The organism is Brachymonas sp. KE5 (assembly GCF_057773645.1).
The window spans coordinates 1,050,845-1,068,808 of sequence record NZ_CM173463.1; the positions used below are offsets into that span (position 1 = coordinate 1,050,845).

The window sequence follows — 17,964 nt, forward strand, 5'->3', positions numbered from 1 at the left end:
CGCCATCCATTCTGGCAGTGTTACAATTTTTGCGCTTTCTGTATCAAAGAATGATGTATGCATTTTATTTGTGAATAATTTTAATTGGAATTACGGGGCATGTTATTATTTTATTTTCAGTTTTTTTATATCCAGGATTGAGTCTCCGAACCCTCGCAGCCACCATTCAAGCATGTCTGAATCAACTACAGTGGCATGGATTTCATAGTCATCTTCGTGCTCAATCACTTTTTGATCGACTGATAGTGGTGTTTCCAGAAGATGGAGACCTTCTGGCTTGGCTATCCTAAACTGCAAATGGATGCACTCACCATCACCAAATCCGAAGCGTCCATCGTCATCATATTTCTTCAGATTAAATTCAGCAGGGCGGTCAAACGTGCGCGTTGACACTTCTGCTGCCAAAATTCTGTGCAGCGCAAGGCTGCGCTCGTTGTCATAGTCGCGATAGCGGCCCACCAGATACAGGCGTAGGCCTTGCTGTGCAAGTCCCAGGGGCATCACGTCCGCTTCATGGCGCTTGCCCGCAGCATTCCGGTAGTCCACCCGCAACCAGTGGTTGGCATACAGCGCTTCGCTTACGGCTTCAAATACGCCGGGCCGGATTTTGGGCGGCAATAGTGGTTGACTGGTTGAAACGACCCGGATTTTTTGCGGCCATTCGCGTTCCAGCGTTGCATTGCTGGCAGGACCCAGATTACGCCTGGCCTGAGTGAAAAAGCCATTCATCGACCTCATCACATGGGTTGGAAGCAGGTTGCGCAACTGTTCTCCCGCCAGTTGCAGGAGCAGCGATTCCTGCGCCGTCAGGCTGGGCACAGCCAAGGGTTCGGCCCTTTCCTGCCAACTGTAGCCGTATGGTTTGCTGCGGTCATCCCGCTCGATCTCGAAGTGCTCGCTCAGCATTTGGAGCTGGCGCTGGATGGTGCGCAGTTCACGCTCGATGCCGGCGTCCTTGAGTTCTTCCCAAAGTTCTGATGCCGTGATTTTTCGGTTGCGTGGAATGCGACGCAACAATTCCAGCGCCAGGATCACGGTTTCCAGGGTGTCCGGTCGTTTAGGCATCGGTTTGGCCTGCTGCTGTGTAATTGGTGAACAGGCTCCAGAGCTTCAACATGGCATAGGTATCCAGGCCGCAGTAGGCCAGCAACTGGCGTTCGAGTTCAGCCTTGCGGGCCGGCTCCGTCTCGGGGGCCAAGGCTTGCAAAAATGCATCCTGCGCCATTCCACCATCCTGTACGCCGTCCAGATTGTCGTAACTCAGTTCCGGGCAGGCTGCAGGCAGCACGGCCTTGATGCTCCAGCTGCCTTGTTGGCTAGGGTGGTAGTAGTGCGTGCGGGCCACCGGCAGCAGGTCCACTACCCGTGCTATCAACGCATCGAGACCTTCGGCATATTGCGGGAAGCGTTGCGCCAGGTCGCGCATGCGGGAGTTTTCAAAGCCGGCGTTATAGACATAGATCGGGCCTGTGACCCCGCATGCGGCCAACAAGGCGCGGCAAAATGGCTCTGACGGATCTTCGCCGGAAAGCTCAAGAAATGCGTGCTCCTTCAAACGTCCGTCGGGATTGAGCTGTTGCACGCTGAACTGGAACGGGATTTGCTGATAGGGGCGGGTGCCTTTCCAGATCGGCACGGCAAACTGGATCGTCTCGAAATCCATGAAATAGGCGGGTAGGGCGTTAGGCGCCAGGGCCTGGCTGGCCGCAGTCTGATCAAAGTGCACCTCTCCAGACAGCGTCACCGTTTTGACACGTCGTTGCTTGTCGCTGAGCATGTCATCGGGAGCATCTGCCATTTCAATGATTTCGGTCAGGGCAATATGTTCCCGCAATGCTGAACTGATCTGGCCTGGCAGCCAGGCAATGGGATATTCGGCTACTGGTTCCTGCCGGGTGCAATACGCGCTGAAGCCACAGGCATAGGGGGAGGTGCATTGTGAGCCAGTGCCAACTTCGGGTTCTGTCGGCGACTCTGCGATCTGTTGCGCCTGCTGAATCCATTCCCGAACCTCGGCTCCCCGTGCAAAGGCTTCGTCGGTCAGGTCTTCCTCCACCAGCAGGCGACGATAATCCTGGTTGCCGGGATAAGTCCAACTGCTGTCGATATGCGCCAGTGCAATGGCGGTGAGCGGTACACCTGCGGCACGGGCGATAAATGACTGGATGGCGGCGTCATCACGGTAGTAGTCCTTGACGCTGGTGGAAGATTTGACCTCCACCATTCGCCAGCCCTTTCGCCCCACATCATCGACAGGTAACAGGACATCGGCAAATGCCATTGCCCCCGCTGCTTTGAAGCCCGCTTCAAAAATGGGATGGAACGACTGAAGCAGGGATTGGGTGCGAGCAAACGCAGCATCGAATCCTTCCAATTGCAAGTCGATCAGGGCTCCCTTGCCATCCGGGTCGTACAAGCTGCGTGCCTTGTCACCCACCTCATGGCCGGTTGCAAAGGTGGCCTGTGTGGCGGCCGAATCCTCCCGCAGTTCAGGCCGATGGATTTCGAGCCACAGGCGCTTGGGGCACTGCCGATAAGCGAGCAACTTCGACTTCGAAAGCGTACGCATATGTTGTTCTCCTTGGAGGCATCTTATGTTATTTTGTTACACATTCAGAGGAAACCGATGGGGCCTCGTCCTCCCTGCTTCAAGCCAAAGTCGGATTCCAGAGCAGCGACGAGATGGCTGGCAGAGGTGAAGGGGCGGAATCGATGCTGACGCACAACCGCGGCAAAATCGCCCGGGGTCAGTGAGCGCAGTCCGTGCAAGCGAAATTGCAGCGCTTCGGAGGGCAGGGGCAAGCCCAGCGAATCGCAGTGGCGCAGCAGCAATTCCCAGGCTTGCTCAGGGCGCAGATAGTCCAGTTTCACCTTGAGGTCGAAGCGCCGCAACGCCGCTTGGTCAAGCCCTTCCACCAGATTGGTGGAGGCAATGAAGATCCCTGAGAAGGCTTCCATCTGGGTCAGCATTTCGTTCACTTCGGTGACTTCCCAACTGCGCACGGCACCTCGACGATCCTGCAGGAAACTGTCGATTTCGTCGATCAGCAATACCGCGCCTTCCTGTTCGGCCTGACGGAACGCAGCCGCAATGTTTTTTTCGCTCCCGCCTACATACATCGACAGCAGATCAGAGGCACGTTTCACCAGTAAAGGCATCTGCAATTGCTCCGCCAGCCAGCGGCCAAACGCGGTCTTTCCAGTTCCTGGCGGGCCATAAAGGCACAAGCGACCGAACTTGGCCTGGACAAGGCCTGCCGCAACGGCAGCCAGATCGCTATCTGCATGAATGAATGCGGGATCGTAGATCTCGGAAAGCCGCGAGCTATCGTCGCGCTTGATCGGCTTGTGCTGTTGCGCCTGCAGGGTGTTGTTGATCAGCAGCTCGAGCGCCTGACCGGCGCGCTGTTCACCAATCTCGCCGCGAATGCTTTGCACGACCGCACTGGCCTTGGTCACCACGGCCGGTGCCAGACGTTCGCTTTCGGCTATGCGCGCAATGCTGCGCGCATCCAGCAGATTGCCGCAGGCCTGTGTCAGGATGCGTGCGCGTTGTTTCTTGGGAGGGATCGGCAACTCAAAAAGCATGTCATAGCGACGCACATAGGCTGGATCAAGCCTCCGGATCGAATTCGACAGCCAGATGGTGGGAATCGGGTTTTCTTCCAGCGCGCGGTTGATCCAGGCCTTGCGGGCATGGGCGGAATGCTGGCGATCAAAGGGAAATTCGTCACCATTGAAGACATCTTCGACTTCATCAAACAGGATGAGTGCGCGGCGCTGCCCCAGGAAGCACTGTGCGGCACGATAGGCACGCAAACGGTCAAGCCCGCCGATGGGGTCGCCGTCGCTGTCCTCGCTGGCTACTTCAAATAGCTCACAGCCGAGTTCTTGTGCCAATACCCGGGCCAATTGTGTTTTTCCGGTTCCGGGCGAACCGTGAATGAAAATGTTGACTCCTGGCCGTGCTGTGGTGACGCTGTGCGCCAGGTAAGCGCGCAACACGGTGAGCGTTTCTTGGATGTGCCCATAGTCGTCCAGCTGCAGGGTTGGCTTCTTGCTTGGAGCAATGGTGTCTTTCAGCAAGTTGATCGGGTCGGAATCGGAGCTGAGGATGCGATCCGAAAACGAGTCCGAAAGGAGTTGCAGTTTGGAGCGAAGGTGTGCGGTGCCATGGCGGTCCAGGTTCACCAGACCGGATTTCACCAGAACCCCGTCCATGTTCAGTGCCTGCTTGATGTCAGCGACCGGCTTGTCCAGCAGCACGGAAAGCACGTGATAGACCTTGGTGGTTGACAAGGTTTCGAGCCAGTCAGCAGTGTCGTCAAGCAGACGTTCATTGTTGATCAGTACGGCGAATTCCAGAATGCGGCAGTCGACTTCAGATAGACCGACCAAGTTGGCAAGACGCTCAATATTCCGTGTCAGACAGTCAGGGGCCTTTGCATCCTTGCATCGGATTTCTGCTTCGGCATGCAGTTTACGAACTGCCTGTCGCGCCTTGCCCGGATCAATGTCCGCTTCCAGGTCGATATGCGCGTTCAGCCCAATGGCTTCGGAGAGCGTATCTGAACAAAATCCATGACGGGTGATGTATTCCTTCTGGGCTCCGAGCGGAACCAATAGCCGCAGCAGCCACAATTGGATGAGCGGGCCAACCTGGGCAGATAGGAAATTTGAAATCGGGCGACTGCGTTTTCTGACAACCATGCTGACCTCCTATTGTTCCAATAGAAGGTTATTGTGGTCATGCATGCGTCAAGATGTGACGCAGCGTTCGCCAGTTGCCATCTTCAATCGGTACGGGCTGAATTGCAATTCCGTTCCGAGCTCAGATGTCAGCGCTTGTCAGCAGCGGGTGCCTCTTCGCAATCGGCACACACGCCATGCACCGACAGCGTGATGTCGGTGCTATTCAGCCCCTGCTGATGCAGGCGGGCATTGAGTTGCTCCAGCAGAGCCGGAAGCTGCGGATCTTCGGGCAGGGCGGTGAGTGCGTGGCATTGCTCGCATTCGAAAAAGCCGGTGCTGCCGCTTTGGGCCAGCGCAAAATGAAAGGTGCGCTCGCTGTCCTGCGTGCGCACCACCAGCCCGGCTTGCACCAGGCGGTCCAACACGCGGTAAAGGGTCACCCGGTCAATGTCCCGGCCGGAGGCATCGGCCAGCAGGCCGCGCATCAGGCCTTCGTGGCTGAGCGGGACGCTGGAGGATTCGAGCACGTCCAGCACCCGCAGTACGTCGCGCGTGGCGCGCAGGCCCTTGGCGCGCACCACTTCGGCCCAGCGGTTGCCGGTAGCTTCGGTGGAGGGAGGATGGACTGCTTGGATCATGGCGGAAGGCAGGGTGCTAGAGACAGCCTGCGGGGAAATTATCGCAGTTTTGCTGTTGGCCTACCGTAACTGAATCAGGTGCTGCCGCTCGCGATGTTTTTTCAGTCGGCGTCTGTCGCGGGAGGCCGCAGAGCAACGCGAAAAGGGCTGCGCTGCTGCAAGTCATCCTGATAGGCCGCCACGCCGTCCTTCTCGCGGTCCAGAAAGCGCTCCACCGCCTTGGCAAATCCTGGATGTGCCAGCCAGTGCGCACTCCAGGTGGCCGAGGGCACCAGGGCCCGCGCCATCTTGTGTTCTCCCTGTGCACCGCCTTCGAAACGCTGCACGCCATGGGCGATGCACCACTGCAGCGGCTGGTAGTAGCAGGCGTCGAAATGCAGGCAATCCACGCGCTCCAGCGCGCCCCAGTAGCGGCCGTAGGCGACTTGCGGCCGGCCCCCGTCGTCCAGATGCAGGCCGATCAGGCTGCAGGCGATGGGCTCACCATCCCGCTCGGCAATGAACAGCAGCCAGTTTTCCGCCATGGCGTCTGCCATTCGGGCAAAGAAGGCAGGGGTCAGATAGGGCGCATTGCCGTGTTCCAGATAGGTGCGCCTGTAGCAGCGGTAGAAAAACGCCCAGTCCCCGGCCTGAATGTCCCTGCCTTGCTCCAAGCGAAATCGCACGCTGGCTTCCCGCACTTTGCGCTGCTCGGCGCGGATCTTTTTGCGCTTGTCCTGGCGCAGGCTGGCGAGGAAGTCATCGAAGCTTTTCCAGTCGGTGGCATCCGGCTGCAACTGCGAACGGTTCTGCCAGTGAAACTGCACGCCATCGCGCAGCATCAGCCCATGCTCCCGCGCTGCGGCCTGGTCGGCGTCGTCTCCCAGCAGCAGATGCAGGCTGGAGAGTCCGTAATCCACACACAGCGCATGCACCACCTCCAGCAGCGCCAGCCGCCAGTGCGCCGATTGCGCCAGCAGGCGGCTGCCCGGAACGGGCGTGAACGGCACTGCAATCAGGGCCTTGGGGTAGTACTCCAGGCCGTGCTCGGCATAAGCGCGCGCCCAGGCCCAGTCGAACACATATTCGCCATAGGAATGCGACTTGACATAGAGCGGGCAGGCTGCGAGCAGCTTGCGGCCTTGCGCACCCTGCAGCCAGAGCAGGGGAAACAGCGCTTGCCAGCCCGTTTCGGCAGTGGCACTGCCACTGGCCTGCAGCGCGTGCAGATAGGCATGCCGCGTGAATGGGGTGGGCGACTGCTGCACGGCGAGCAGACCATCCCAGGCCATGGCCTCGATGTCTGCCGGATCAAGCACCAGTTGCAACTCCAGACGGCCTCCGGATTCTGCGGCGACCACGCCCTGCAGACGCTCCAGGACGCGCCGGGTTTGTGCGCCATAATGGATCGCATCCGGACGCTCCGGAGCCTGCGCCGTGCTTGCGTCAGCCCCGGAAGTGTCGTCGATGTGTAGTCGCCCATTCGTCATGCCACGCATTATCCGCATCCTGTTTCCTGACCGAGACCACTGGGGTTTTTTCGCACTGGCCCTGCTTCAAGGAGTGTCTTGCGCATGGTGACGAGTGTGCCGCCCTCCGCATCGCCGCTCGCCCGCCTCGGCGTGGCGCATGCCATCCAGGCAATCGAGTCCGATGGCCCGCTGGACGACAGCGCCATCCTGCCGGCGGCCCATGCCGCGCGCAGCGATCGCATGGAGCGCGTGCTTGAGCGCGCCTGGCTGCTGGGCCAGCGTCTGGGACTGCCCGCCGAATGGGAACGCTGGCGCCATCTGGGCCTGTGGGTCATGCCGGGTCTGGCCGGAGCGATGGCGCTGTCGGCCTGGGGGCTGGCACAGACCGTGATGGGCGAAGGGCGCTCCATCAATGCCATGGCCGCGTTCGTGACCGTGCTGGGGCCGCATGCGTTGATGCTGGTGTTGTGGGTGTTGGGCGTGATCTGGACCTATGCCGGATCGGGCAGTGCGGTGGGCTCGGGCTGGTCGCTGGGTGCGCTGGCCTTGCGACTTACCGCCAGAATGCCGCTGGACCGCGGCCCGCATGCGGCGGCATTGCTGCAGGGCGTAAGGCGTGTGCTGCAGCGTTTCCGGCTGGCGCCCTGGGCCTTTGGCCTGCTCAGCCACGCCATCTGGGCGCTGGCTTTCGGTTTGATCCTGCTGGCGCTGTGGTTCGGCTTCTCTTTCCATGCCTACCGCCTGAGCTGGGAAACCACCATTCTCAGTCCGGCATTCTTCGAGCAGTTTGTGCACGTCACCGGCTGGCTGCCGGCGCAACTGGGTTTCCCTGTCCCCGATGCGGCCGCCGTGCGCGCGGCCGGCGGCGGTCTGGAAAGCGACCAACGGGCCTGGGCCTGGTGGCTGATGGGCTGCGTGTTCTGTTATGGCCTGCTGCCGCGCTTGTTGCTGGTGCTGCTGTGCTGGCTGGCCTGGAAGGCCGGGCAGCGACGCCTGGCGCTGGACAGCTCCGATCCTTATGTGCGCCGCCTGCTGGCCCGTTTCGATGCACTCGACGCGGCCGTGGTGGTAGATCCGGAGCGAGCCGGCTCCGGCCACGCAGCGCACGTCCTGCCCCCCGTGACGCAGCCCGGCGCCCCCGCGCTGGTGGGCTTCGAACTGCCGCCGGAGCAGCCCTGGCCACCGGAGCGCTGGCAGCCCGCCTGGCATCCCGCCGTGCAATGGCTGGAACGCATCGCCGGCAGCAGCCTCGAGCGCACAGCCGTGGTCCAGCGCCTGCTCGAGCAGCGCCCCCATGCCCTGCTGATCGCCACCTGGGGCGCCAGCAGCCCGGATCGCGGCACGGCCCGCTTCCTGCGCGAGGCCGCCGCCACTGCCAGCCGCACCGCCATCCTGCTGACCGGCACCGGCACCGGCAGCACCGACCGCTGGCAAGCCTGGCTCCAAGCCAGCGGATTCCCGCAAATTCCGGTATTTGTCGACATGGCCGCAGCTGATGCCTGGCTGGCGGGCGCGCATTCCGGTGAAGATAATTCCCACCATGACTGATCCGATCCGCATCGCCGTAGTGGGCCACACCAACGCCGGCAAAACCTCGCTGCTGCGCACGCTGACGCGCAACGTCGACTTTGGCGAAGTGTCCGACCGCCCCGGCACCACGCGCCACGCCGAAAGCATCGACCTGCGCATGCACGGCCAGACCGCGGTGCGCTTCTTCGATACGCCGGGCCTGGAAGACTCCATTGCCTTGCTCGACTATCTCAACAGCCTGCCCGGCAGCACGCGCCCCGAGCGCGTGCGCGCCTTCCTGGCCGGTCCCGAGGCGCGCGGCGTGTTCGAGCAGGAGGCCAAGGTGCTGCGCGCGCTGCTCGACGAAGCCGACGCCGCCATGTACGTGATTGACAGCCGCGAAGCCGTGCTGCCCAAGTACCGGGCCGAATTCGAGATTCTCACCTACTGCGCCCGCCCGGTCATGCCGGTGCTGAACTTCGTCGCCGCAGCCAACAGCCGGCAGGCAGAATGGCGCCAGGCGCTGCTGGATGCCAACCTGCACGCCCAGGTCGAGTTCGATGCCGTGGCGCCTTTCATCGGCGCCGAGCGCATGCTCTATGGCGATCTGGCGACGTTGCTGCGCCCGCGCCGAGAGCAACTCAACGAGATTGTCCACTGGCTTGCCCAGGAGCAGGCCGAGCGCCGCCAGGCCGCCTGCCGCAGCGTCGCCGGCGCGCTGGTTGATCTGGCCGCCATGCGGCGCGAACTCGATGCCGAGGCCTTTTCCGATCCGGTGCAGCAGGCGGCTTTCGTCCGCGCCTTCCAGGCAGATGTGCTCAAGCGCGGCCGCAAGGCCGTGGATGAACTGCTGGCCGTCTTCGCCTTCCGCCCCGATGATGCCGAACTGGAAAGCCTGCCCGGCCTGCAGGGCCGCTGGGAGGATGACCTGTTCAACCCTGAAGTGCTGATGGAGGCGGGCAAGAAGCTGGGCTTGGGCGCCATGGTCGGGGCTGGCCTGGGCGTGGTCGCCGATGTGGCCCTAGCCGGTCTGTCGTTCGGCGCTGCCACCACGCTGGGCGCGACCCTGGGCGGCCTGGCCAGCCAGGGCTGGCGCCCCCTGTGGCGCAAGCTCGAAAACCGCATGCAGGGCGTGCAGGAACTCACCCTGGAAGACACCGTGCTGGTCGTGCTTGCCGACCAGCTGCTGCTGCTATTGCAGGCGCTCGAACATCGCGGCCATGCCGCCATGGACAAGGTGCACTACCTCGATCAGCCAGATACGGAACATGACCGCTCGCTGGCCGAAAGCCTGTTCCCGGTGCTGCGCGCACTCACTCCCGCACGCGGGCATCCCGAATGGGAGGGCAGCAGCCGCGGCTGGCGCAACGCCTGGCAAGGGCAGGGCGACCGCGAGGAATGCCTGGCCGACACGGCGCGCGCCTTGCAGGATGTGCTGCCGCGGCTGGAATCCTGAGCCATGTATCGAGCCCGCCAGTCCGCCGTGTGCCAAACCGGGGGCCAGCTATCTCGTCTGCTCCGGCAGCGATTCCTGCACGGATGCCCGGTACTCCCTAAGCCATAATCGTCAAAACGCTGCCACCCTGCGCAGCTCCTTCCTTTCTCGAAGAAGAATCACCATGTCCCTGACTGTCTGTGTAGCCCAGCTCAACCCCGTCGTGGGCGACTTGTCCGGCAACGCGCGTGCCATCGTTGATGCCGCACGCGCAGCCTACGCCCAGGGTGCACGCCTGGTGCTGACGGCAGAAATGTCCGTCTGCGGCTATTCTGCCGGCGACCTGTGGCAGCGTCCTGCCTTCATCCAGGCCTGCGAAAAAACGGTGGACGAAATCGCTGCCCAACTGGCGGACCTTCCTGATCTGACGGTGGTTGTGGGCCACCCCACTGGCAACGCCGACTACCGCACGCGCTGCGTGAGCCTACCGCAGCACACCAACCGCGTTACCGCTCTGCGCGCCGGCCAGCGCATTGCCAGCGTGGCCAAGCAGAAGCTGCCCAACTACCAGGTATTCGATGAACTGCGCTACTTCACGCCGGGTACCGAGCCCTGTGTGCTGGAGGTGGAAGGCGTGAGCATCGGCCTGCTGGTGTGCGAGGACGGCTGGTTCGACGAGCCGGCCCAGGCTGCCTTGGCTGCGGGCGCGCAGGTGATTGCGATCATGAATGCATCTCCCTATCACATGGGCAAAGCGCGCGATCGGGAGAAACGTCAGTCTGCACTAAGCCAGAAAATAAGCACCCCCATCATCTACGCCCATATGGTCGGCGGCCATGACGAAGTTGTGTTCGATGGCGGCTCCTTTGCCATGCAGGCAGACGGTCGCCTGGCCGGCCGCGCCCGCAGCTTCGTCGAGCAGAACTGGATGCTCACGCTCGAGCCGCAGGCCGGTGCCGCCGTTCGCCTGCAGGGCGAGACTACGCCCGAGGCCGAACGCGACGGCCTGATCGGCCTGCCGCCGTACCAGTACGCCTACAGCAGTGCCGAGGTCTGGCAGGCGCTGGTGCTGGGTACGCGCGACTATGTGCGCAAGAGCGGGTTCAAGCAGGTGGTGCTCGGTCTTTCCGGCGGCATGGATTCGGCGCTGGTGCTGGCGATTGCCGTCGATGCGCTGGGCGCCGACAATGTGCGCGCCGTGATGATGCCGTCACCCTACACGGCTGATATCTCCCTGATCGACGCGCGCGACATGGCCGGACGCATGGGCGTGCGCTACGACGAAATCGCCATCCTGCCCCCATTCGAGGCCTTCAAGTCCGCACTGGCGCCGCTGTTCGAGGGCCGCCCGGAAGACACCACAGAAGAAAATATCCAGGCCCGTATCCGCGGCACGCTGCTGATGGCGATTTCCAACAAGATGGGCTCGCTGGTGCTGATCACCGGCAACAAGAGCGAGATGGCCACGGGCTACAGCACGCTCTACGGCGACATGGCTGGCGGTTTCGGCCCGATCAAGGACGTGCTCAAGACCCAGGTGTTTGCGCTGGCGCGCTGGCGCAACGCCAACGACCCCTTCGGCACCGGCAGTAACCCGATTCCCGAGCGCATCATCACGCGTCCGCCCAGCGCCGAACTGCGTCCCGACCAGACTGACCAGGACAGCCTGCCGCCCTACGAAGTGCTGGACGCCATCGTCATGCGCTACATGGAAAATGACGTGCCGCTGGCCGACATCGTGGCCCAGGGGCTGGACCAGGCCGCCGTCGAGAAGGTCACGCGCCTGATCCGCATCAACGAGTACAAGCGCCAGCAGGCGCCGATCGGCATTCGCATCACGCACCGCAGCTTCGGCAAGGACTGGCGCTATCCGCTGATCAACGGCTTCCGTGAAACGCCCTGAGCTGTTCGAGGGCTGCCGTTTTATTGCACAATGCCAGTTGCGGCTTGCTGCCGCACTTCGAGGAGCATTTTTTCATGAGACAGATCACCGCCATCATCAAGCCGTTCAAGCTGGAAGAAGTCCGCGAGGCACTGGCTGAATGCGGTGTCAACGGCCTCACCGTGACCGAGGTGAAGGGTTTCGGCCGCCAGAAGGGCCATACCGAGCTGTACCGCGGCGCCGAATATGTGGTCGACTTTCTGCCCAAGGTGAAGATCGAGGTGGTGGTCAAGGCTGAAGATGTCGATGCCTGCGTCGATGCCATCGTTGGCGCGGCGCGTACCGGCAAGATTGGTGACGGCAAGATCTTCGTCACGCCGGTCGAGCGCATCATCCGCATCCGTACCGGCGAGCAGGACGAAACCGCCGTCTGAGCGTTGATGCTGGCAGCAGGGCTACGCGTTCCAGCGGCCTGATCAGGCCGCAGCCCCGCCAGCCAGGTAGCGCAGCGTCGGCTCCACCTCGGTGCCGACGTGGATCATGTCCATCTGGTGGTCGCGCATGAAGCCGTGGCGGATTGCTCCGCCCAGAAACTTCAGCAGATCGTCGTAATAGCCCCCGGTGTTGAGAATCGCCACCGGCTTGTTGTGATAGCCCAGCTGCTTCCAGGTCCAGGCTTCGAACAGCTCCTCGAAGGTGCCGATGCCGCCCGCCAGCGCCAGGAAAGCGGTGCAGCGCTCGGCCATCATGTGCTTGCGCTGGTGCATGGTCTCGACGATGTGCAGTTCGGTGCAGCCCTCGTGTGCCCACTCGCGCTCCACCAGCGCCTTCGGAATCACGCCCACCACGCGGCCGCCGGCCTGCAGAGCGCCATCGGCCACGATGCCCATCAGCCCCGTATGGCCGCCGCCGTACACCAGCTGGCCGCCATTGCGCGCGATCCAGCTGCCTACTTCGCGCGCCGTGGTGCGGAACGCCTCATTCTCGCCCGGCTGCGAGGCGCAATACACGCACACCGAAAACCGCGGTTCCGGATCGGCAAACATGGAGCGCACGCCGGCGGACTGGGCAGGAGCGGGTGCACTGGGAGAGGACGGATGCATGATTTTTCTCGCAGGAAAATGGAATGGCGCAAGGAGGCAGACTGTTCAGCACTGCAGGTCGGCGGTGGGGCAATCCATGACAAGTCACCCCGCATCAGAACTGCGCATGCAGCCGGATCGCCACCATCGACAGCCACACGATGCCACAAAACACGCTGCCCAGAAACACCGCAGCGCTGCCGAAATCCTTGGCGCGCTTGGCCAGCGGGTGCAGTTCGTAGCCGATGCGGTCGATTGCATCCTCGATGCCGCTGTTGAGCAGTTCGATTACCAGCAGAGCCACCAGCGAGCCGGAGAGAATCACCATCTCGACCCAGGTGCGTCCCACCAGGAACGAGAGCGGAATGCCGAAGGCTGCGAGCGTCAGCTCCATGCGGAAGGCCGAGCATTCGCGGATGGCGGCCTTCAGCCCGTCGATGGAGTAGAGCGTGGCATGCCACAGCCGCGACAGGCCGCGGCGCGACTTCTGCGGGTGCTGGCGTGGATCGGGCTTGGGAATTTTCTCGATCACAGCTGCCACCATTTGCGCGTCTGCTCGGCCTTGGGCGGCGGAGCCTGGTGGATCAGGTAGGTGCCGGCCAGCACGTCGTGCAGGAACTGGCGCTGCGGCAGTACGCGGCTGAGCAGGGCCCAGAACACCACCCAGAGCATGAAGGCAGCGGTAGCCAGGCCGGGCGATTCCTGCCAGTGGCGCGTCACCGACAGCACGCCCAGTGGCGGCAGCACCCAGAGCCAGCTCAGCAGGTAGCGCGCCAGGGCACGCAGCTTGCTGATGGGCTGGCCCAGGCGGTCGACGATGCGGATGTGCCAGGTCTTCATGGCCAGGGTGTGGCCCTTGCTCCAGAACCAGACGAAATAGGCGCCCAGCACCAGAAACAGGAAGATCTGATGGCCATGCCGGTTCTGCAGGGCATGGCGCGTCTGCGTGAGCGCGCTGAACAGGTAGCCGGCCAGGAACACCACGCCGAACAGCAGCATGCCTTCATACAGCCAGCAGGACAGACGGCGCCACAGCGGCGGAGCCTGCAGCGAGAGCGGGGGAGCCGGCTGGCCGGCGGCGGGAAGGGAGGAGGCGTTCATTCAGGTTCAGGCGCTGGCGCGATGGGCACAAGCTGCGCCAGCGGGCACAAAACAGGCTGGGCAGAGGACTCGCGCGAGTATAGCGGCACCCGGTGAAACTGCCAGACGATCGGGCGATTGCGGGAATGTTTCCTGCCGGGGCGGTTTGCGATCCGTGCGTTTCGATGCCCACCCAGGTGCGCACGACGCCCGCACGGCGCAGGTGATCGGGCAGCCCGGCATGCAGACCCATGTCGCATCTGCGCATCGCAAGCCGGAGGGCAGCTTGCCCAAGCTCCTGATTTGTAAAAATTTTTCACTTTTGCATTGCAGCAATGCCATAATGACGCTCTGCACAACTCATTCGGCAAACGGGTCACTGTCCGGCGCGTTACAAGAAGCGCCCATGGCTTTGGCCTTAAGTCTCGAAGCCATCTCACAAGGATGCCGCCGAGAGGCACCCAAGGTTTTTCTGTATAGAAAATCACAAAGGTTCATCACATGGATATCCAACAGAATACGGCTGCAGCAGCCAAGTCTTCCTCTTCCCGCGCTCCCATGCTCATGGGCGCCGAAATCCTCATCAAGTGCCTCGAGGCCGAGAACGTCAAGCATCTCTGGGGTTACCCCGGCGGCGCCGTGCTCTACATCTACGACGCCCTGTACAAGCAGGAAACCATCCAGCACGTGCTGGTGCGTCACGAGCAGGCAGCCGTGCACGCGGCCGACGGTTTTGCCCGTGCCACCGGTGAAGTGGGCGTGGCGCTGGTCACTTCCGGCCCCGGTCTGACCAACGCTGTCACCGGCATTGCCACCGCCTACATGGACAGCATTCCGCTGGTGGTGATCGCCGGCCAGGTGCCGACCGGCGCCATCGGCCAGGACGCCTTCCAGGAATGCGACACCGTGGGCATCACGCGCCCGGTGGTCAAGCACAACTTCCTGGTGAAGGATCCCAAGGACATCCCGAGCGTCGTCAAGCGCGCCTTCCACATCGCGCGCACCGGCCGTCCCGGCCCGGTCGTGATCGATGTGCCCAAGGACGTGTCCTTCCAGAAAGTGGCCTGGCACGGCTACCCCGAGACGGTTGCCATGCGCTCCTACAACCCGGTGCGCAAGGGCCACGGCGGCCAGATTCGCAAGGCGCTGCAATTGCTGCTGAACGCCAAGCGTCCCTACATCTACACCGGTGGTGGCGTGCTGCTGGGCAACGCCTGCGACGAACTGCGCACCCTGGTCGATACCCTGGGCGCACCCTGCACCAGCACGCTGATGGGCCTGGGCGCCTATCCGGCCAGCGATCCGAAATTCCTGGGCATGCTGGGCATGCACGGCACGGTGCAGGCCAACAACGCCATGCAGCACTGCGACGTGCTGCTGGCCGTGGGCGCCCGTTTCGACGACCGCGTGATCGGCAACCCCAAGCACTTCGCGCAGAATGAGCGCAAGATCATCCATATCGACATCGATCCGTCTGTCATCTCCAAGCGCGTCAAGGTCGACGTGCCGATCGTGGGTGACGTGAAGGATGTGCTGGTCGAGCTGCTCAACGCCATCAACGAATCCGAAGTCAAGCCCAACCCCGAGGCGGTGGCTCCCTGGTGGGAAACCGTCAACAAGTGGCGCAAGACCGACTGCCTGAAGTACGACCGCGACAACAAGGACGTGATCAAGCCGCAGAAAGTGGTCGAGACGCTGTACGAGATGACCAGGGACGACGATTGCTACATCACGTCCGACGTGGGTCAGCACCAGATGTTCGCGGCGCAGTTCTACCCGTTCAACCGTCCGCGCCGCTGGATCAACTCCGGCGGTCTGGGCACCATGGGCGTGGGCATTCCCTACGCCATGGGCATCAAGCTGGCCAAGCCGCAGGCCGATGTGTACTGCGTGACGGGCGAAGGCTCGGTGCAGATGAACATCCAGGAACTGTCCACCTGCCTGCAGTACGAAACGCCGATCAAGATCGTGGCGCTGAACAACCGCTACCTGGGCATGGTGCGCCAGTGGCAGGAAATCGAATATTCCGGCCGCTACAGCCACAGCTACATGGACGCGCTGCCCAACTTCGTCAAGCTGGCCGAGGCCTATGGCCACGTGGGCCTGCTGATCGAGGATCCGAAGGATGTGGAACCGGCGCTGCGCGAAGCCAAGAAGCTGAAGGACCGCACCGTGTTCCTCGACTTCCGCACCGATCCCACCGAGAACGTGTTCCCGATGGTGCAGGCCGGCAAGGGCATCACCGAGATGCTGCTGGGCTCGGAAGAGCTGTAAGCCATTTGCCGCCGGGCGCTGCCTGTGCGGGCTGCACGCTCAGCCCGTTCCGGCCCGCCCGGTTGCCCCGAATTTATTTGTCCGAGTGAATCTATTGCCTGCCAAGCCCGCCGCTTACCGGCTGCGGGGGAGGGCAGCGAAAAGAGGAAACCATCATGAAACACATCATTGCCATCCTGCTGGAGAACGAAGCCGGCGCGCTGTCGCGCGTGGTGGGCCTGTTCTCTGCCCGCGGCTACAACATCGAGAGCCTGACCGTGGCGCCGACCGAGGACGAGAGCCTGTCGCGCATGACCATCGAAACCTCCGGCTCCGATGACGTGATCGAGCAGATCACCAAGCATCTGAACCGCCTGATCGAAGTCGTGAAGGTCGTCGACCTGACCGAAGGCGCTTACATCGAGCGCGAGCTGATGATGGTGAAGGTGCGCGCCGTCGGCAAGGAGCGCGAGGAGATGAAGCGCATGGCCGACATCTTCCGTGGCCGCATCATCGACGTCACCGACAAGAGCTACACCATCGAGGTGACCGGCGACAAGAGCAAGAACGATGCCTTCCTGAACGCCATCGAACGCAGCGCCATTCTGGAAACCGTGCGTACCGGCTCCAGTGGCCTGGGCCGCGGCGAGCGCATCCTGCGCGTCTGAGCGTCCTACAATAGACAAGTTTGGCTGTCTGCGCCTCGGTGGGCTCAGCGCAGACGGCTTCTATCGGCGAAAGCATCGATTGTTCGCCCTGAGCCTTCCGAAGGGCGTTTCGCCACCTTATTCTGATTTTTGGAGATAGCGATGAAAGTTTTCTACGACAAGGACTGTGACCTGAGCCTGATCAAGGGCAAGACCGTTGCCATCATCGGCTACGGCTCGCAAGGCCACGCCCACGCCCAGAACCTGAACGACAGCGGCGTGAAAGTGGTGGTCGGCCTGCGCAAGGGCGGTGCTTCCTGGGACAAGGTCGCCAAGGCCGGCCTGACCGTGATGGAAGTCAACGACGCCGTCAAGGCCGCCGATCTGGTCATGATCCTGCTGCCGGACGAGAACATCCCCGAGGTGTACAAGAACAACGTCGAGCCCAACATCAAGCAGGGCGCCACGCTGGCTTTTGCCCACGGCTTCAACGTGCACTACAACCAGGTCGTGCCGCGCGCTGACCTGGACGTGATCATGGTCGCTCCCAAGGGCCCCGGCCACACCGTGCGTTCCGAATACCTGAAGGGCGGCGGCGTGCCGTCCCTGATCGCCATCTACCAGGACAAGTCCGGCAAGGCCCGTGACCTGGCCCTGTCCTATGCCATGGCCAACGGCGGCGGCAAGGGCGGCATCATCGAAACCAACTTCAAGGAAGAGACCGAGACCGACCTGTTCGGCGAGCAGGCCGTGCTGTGCGGCGGCGCCGTCGAGTTGGTGAAGATGGGCTTCGAAACCCTGACAGAAGCCGGCTACGCTCCGGAAATGGCCTACTTCGAGTGCCTGCACGAACTGAAGCTGATCGTCGACCTGATGTACGAAGGCGGCATCGCCAACATGAACTACTCCATCTCCAACAACGCGGAGTATGGCGAGTACGTGACCGGCCCCGAGGTAATCAACGAAGAGTCCCGCAAGGCCATGCGCGCTGCGCTCAAGCGCATCCAGGACGGCGAATACGCCAAGATGTTCATCAACGAAGGCCGCCTGAACTACCCCAGCATGACGGCCCGCCGCCGCCAGAACGCCGAGCACCAGATCGAGATCGTTGGCAACCAGCTGCGCGGCATGATGCCCTGGATCGCCAAGAACAAGCTGGTGGACCAGAGCAAGAACTGATTGGTTCCTGCGTTGCACGGTCTGCAGATCGTGCACAATACCCATCCTCTGCGGCCCGTGCCGCGGTCGGATGGGCAGCAAAAGCCACTTCGGTGGCTTTTCGCGTTTCTGCAGCC

The 17,964-nt window shown here is 62.4% G+C and carries 15 protein-coding genes; 7 read left to right on the top strand and 8 right to left on the bottom strand.

Annotation, left to right across the window (positions count from 1 at the left end; translation table 11 throughout):
* Positions 1 to 105: 105 nt before the first annotated feature.
* The 5 genes from ACX36O_RS05065 to ACX36O_RS05085 all read right to left on the bottom strand — a co-directional run bounded on the left by ACX36O_RS05065 (position 106) and on the right by ACX36O_RS05085 (position 6,601).
* On the bottom strand, positions 106 to 1,065 hold the full coding sequence (locus ACX36O_RS05065) for a helix-turn-helix transcriptional regulator (protein WP_488360149.1): 960 nt from the start codon (positions 1,063 to 1,065) through the stop codon (positions 106 to 108).
* The gene (locus ACX36O_RS05070; protein ID WP_213360216.1) at positions 1,058 to 2,569 is read right to left on the bottom strand and encodes a DUF2779 domain-containing protein; all 1,512 of its coding nucleotides are present in this window, start codon (positions 2,567 to 2,569) and stop codon (positions 1,058 to 1,060) included. Before ACX36O_RS05070 ends, ACX36O_RS05065 begins: the two co-directional genes overlap by 8 nt.
* 44 nt (positions 2,570 to 2,613) lie before the next feature.
* Positions 2,614 to 4,710, bottom strand: coding sequence for an AAA family ATPase (locus tag ACX36O_RS05075; protein WP_488360150.1), 2,097 nt, complete (start codon positions 4,708 to 4,710; stop codon positions 2,614 to 2,616).
* A 128-nt stretch (positions 4,711 to 4,838) separates the two neighbouring features.
* Positions 4,839 to 5,330 carry a Fur family transcriptional regulator gene (locus ACX36O_RS05080; RefSeq protein ID WP_213360221.1) on the bottom strand — a complete coding sequence of 164 codons (492 nt, stop codon included), beginning with the start codon at positions 5,328 to 5,330 and terminating at the stop codon, positions 4,839 to 4,841.
* A 101-nt stretch (positions 5,331 to 5,431) separates the two neighbouring features.
* On the bottom strand, positions 5,432 to 6,601 hold the full coding sequence (locus ACX36O_RS05085; RefSeq protein WP_488360231.1) for a GNAT family N-acetyltransferase: 1,170 nt from the start codon (positions 6,599 to 6,601) through the stop codon (positions 5,432 to 5,434).
* Positions 6,602 to 6,883: 282 nt separating this feature from the next.
* Here ACX36O_RS05085 and ACX36O_RS05090 point away from each other — a divergent pair, with 282 nt between their 5' ends.
* The 4 genes from ACX36O_RS05090 (at position 6,884) to ACX36O_RS05105 (ending at position 12,041) form a co-directional block, all read left to right on the top strand.
* Positions 6,884 to 8,329, top strand: coding sequence for a DUF2868 domain-containing protein (locus tag ACX36O_RS05090; RefSeq protein ID WP_488360151.1), 1,446 nt, complete (start codon positions 6,884 to 6,886; stop codon positions 8,327 to 8,329).
* Positions 8,322 to 9,746 carry a GTPase/DUF3482 domain-containing protein gene (locus ACX36O_RS05095; RefSeq protein ID WP_488360152.1) on the top strand — a complete coding sequence of 475 codons (1,425 nt, stop codon included), beginning with the start codon at positions 8,322 to 8,324 and terminating at the stop codon, positions 9,744 to 9,746. The genes ACX36O_RS05090 and ACX36O_RS05095 overlap by 8 nt, the downstream gene beginning before the upstream one ends.
* Before the next feature lie 163 nt (positions 9,747 to 9,909).
* Complete coding sequence (locus ACX36O_RS05100; RefSeq protein WP_213360232.1) at positions 9,910 to 11,628, top strand: NAD+ synthase; 1,719 nt, start codon at positions 9,910 to 9,912, stop codon at positions 11,626 to 11,628.
* Between the two features lie 74 nt (positions 11,629 to 11,702).
* A complete protein-coding gene (locus ACX36O_RS05105) occupies positions 11,703 to 12,041 on the top strand; it encodes a P-II family nitrogen regulator (protein WP_213360234.1) in 339 nt (112 codons plus the stop codon).
* Positions 12,042 to 12,083: 42 nt separating this feature from the next.
* Here the strand turns inward: ACX36O_RS05105 and ACX36O_RS05110 are convergent, their stop codons facing one another.
* The 3 genes from ACX36O_RS05110 to ACX36O_RS05120 all read right to left on the bottom strand — a co-directional run bounded on the left by ACX36O_RS05110 (position 12,084) and on the right by ACX36O_RS05120 (position 13,790).
* Entirely contained in the window at positions 12,084 to 12,653 is a 570-nt protein-coding gene (locus ACX36O_RS05110) for an LOG family protein (RefSeq protein ID WP_213362650.1), read from the bottom strand.
* A 151-nt stretch (positions 12,654 to 12,804) separates the two neighbouring features.
* Positions 12,805 to 13,233, bottom strand: a complete 429-nt coding sequence (locus ACX36O_RS05115) for a diacylglycerol kinase (protein ID WP_213360235.1) — start codon at positions 13,231 to 13,233, stop codon at positions 12,805 to 12,807.
* The gene (locus tag ACX36O_RS05120; protein ID WP_213360236.1) at positions 13,218 to 13,790 is read right to left on the bottom strand and encodes an RDD family protein; all 573 of its coding nucleotides are present in this window, start codon (positions 13,788 to 13,790) and stop codon (positions 13,218 to 13,220) included. Before ACX36O_RS05120 ends, ACX36O_RS05115 begins: the two co-directional genes overlap by 16 nt.
* A gap of 480 nt (positions 13,791 to 14,270) precedes the next feature.
* Here ACX36O_RS05120 and ACX36O_RS05125 point away from each other — a divergent pair, with 480 nt between their 5' ends.
* The 3 genes from ACX36O_RS05125 (at position 14,271) to ilvC (ending at position 17,848) form a co-directional block, all read left to right on the top strand.
* Positions 14,271 to 16,043, top strand: coding sequence for an acetolactate synthase 3 catalytic subunit (locus tag ACX36O_RS05125; RefSeq protein ID WP_213360237.1), 1,773 nt, complete (start codon positions 14,271 to 14,273; stop codon positions 16,041 to 16,043).
* A gap of 155 nt (positions 16,044 to 16,198) precedes the next feature.
* On the top strand, positions 16,199 to 16,690 hold the full coding sequence (gene ilvN / locus ACX36O_RS05130) for an acetolactate synthase small subunit (protein WP_213360238.1): 492 nt from the start codon (positions 16,199 to 16,201) through the stop codon (positions 16,688 to 16,690).
* Between the two features lie 141 nt (positions 16,691 to 16,831).
* Entirely contained in the window at positions 16,832 to 17,848 is a 1,017-nt protein-coding gene (gene ilvC / locus ACX36O_RS05135) for a ketol-acid reductoisomerase (RefSeq protein WP_213360240.1), read from the top strand.
* Positions 17,849 to 17,964: the final 116 nt, after the last annotated feature.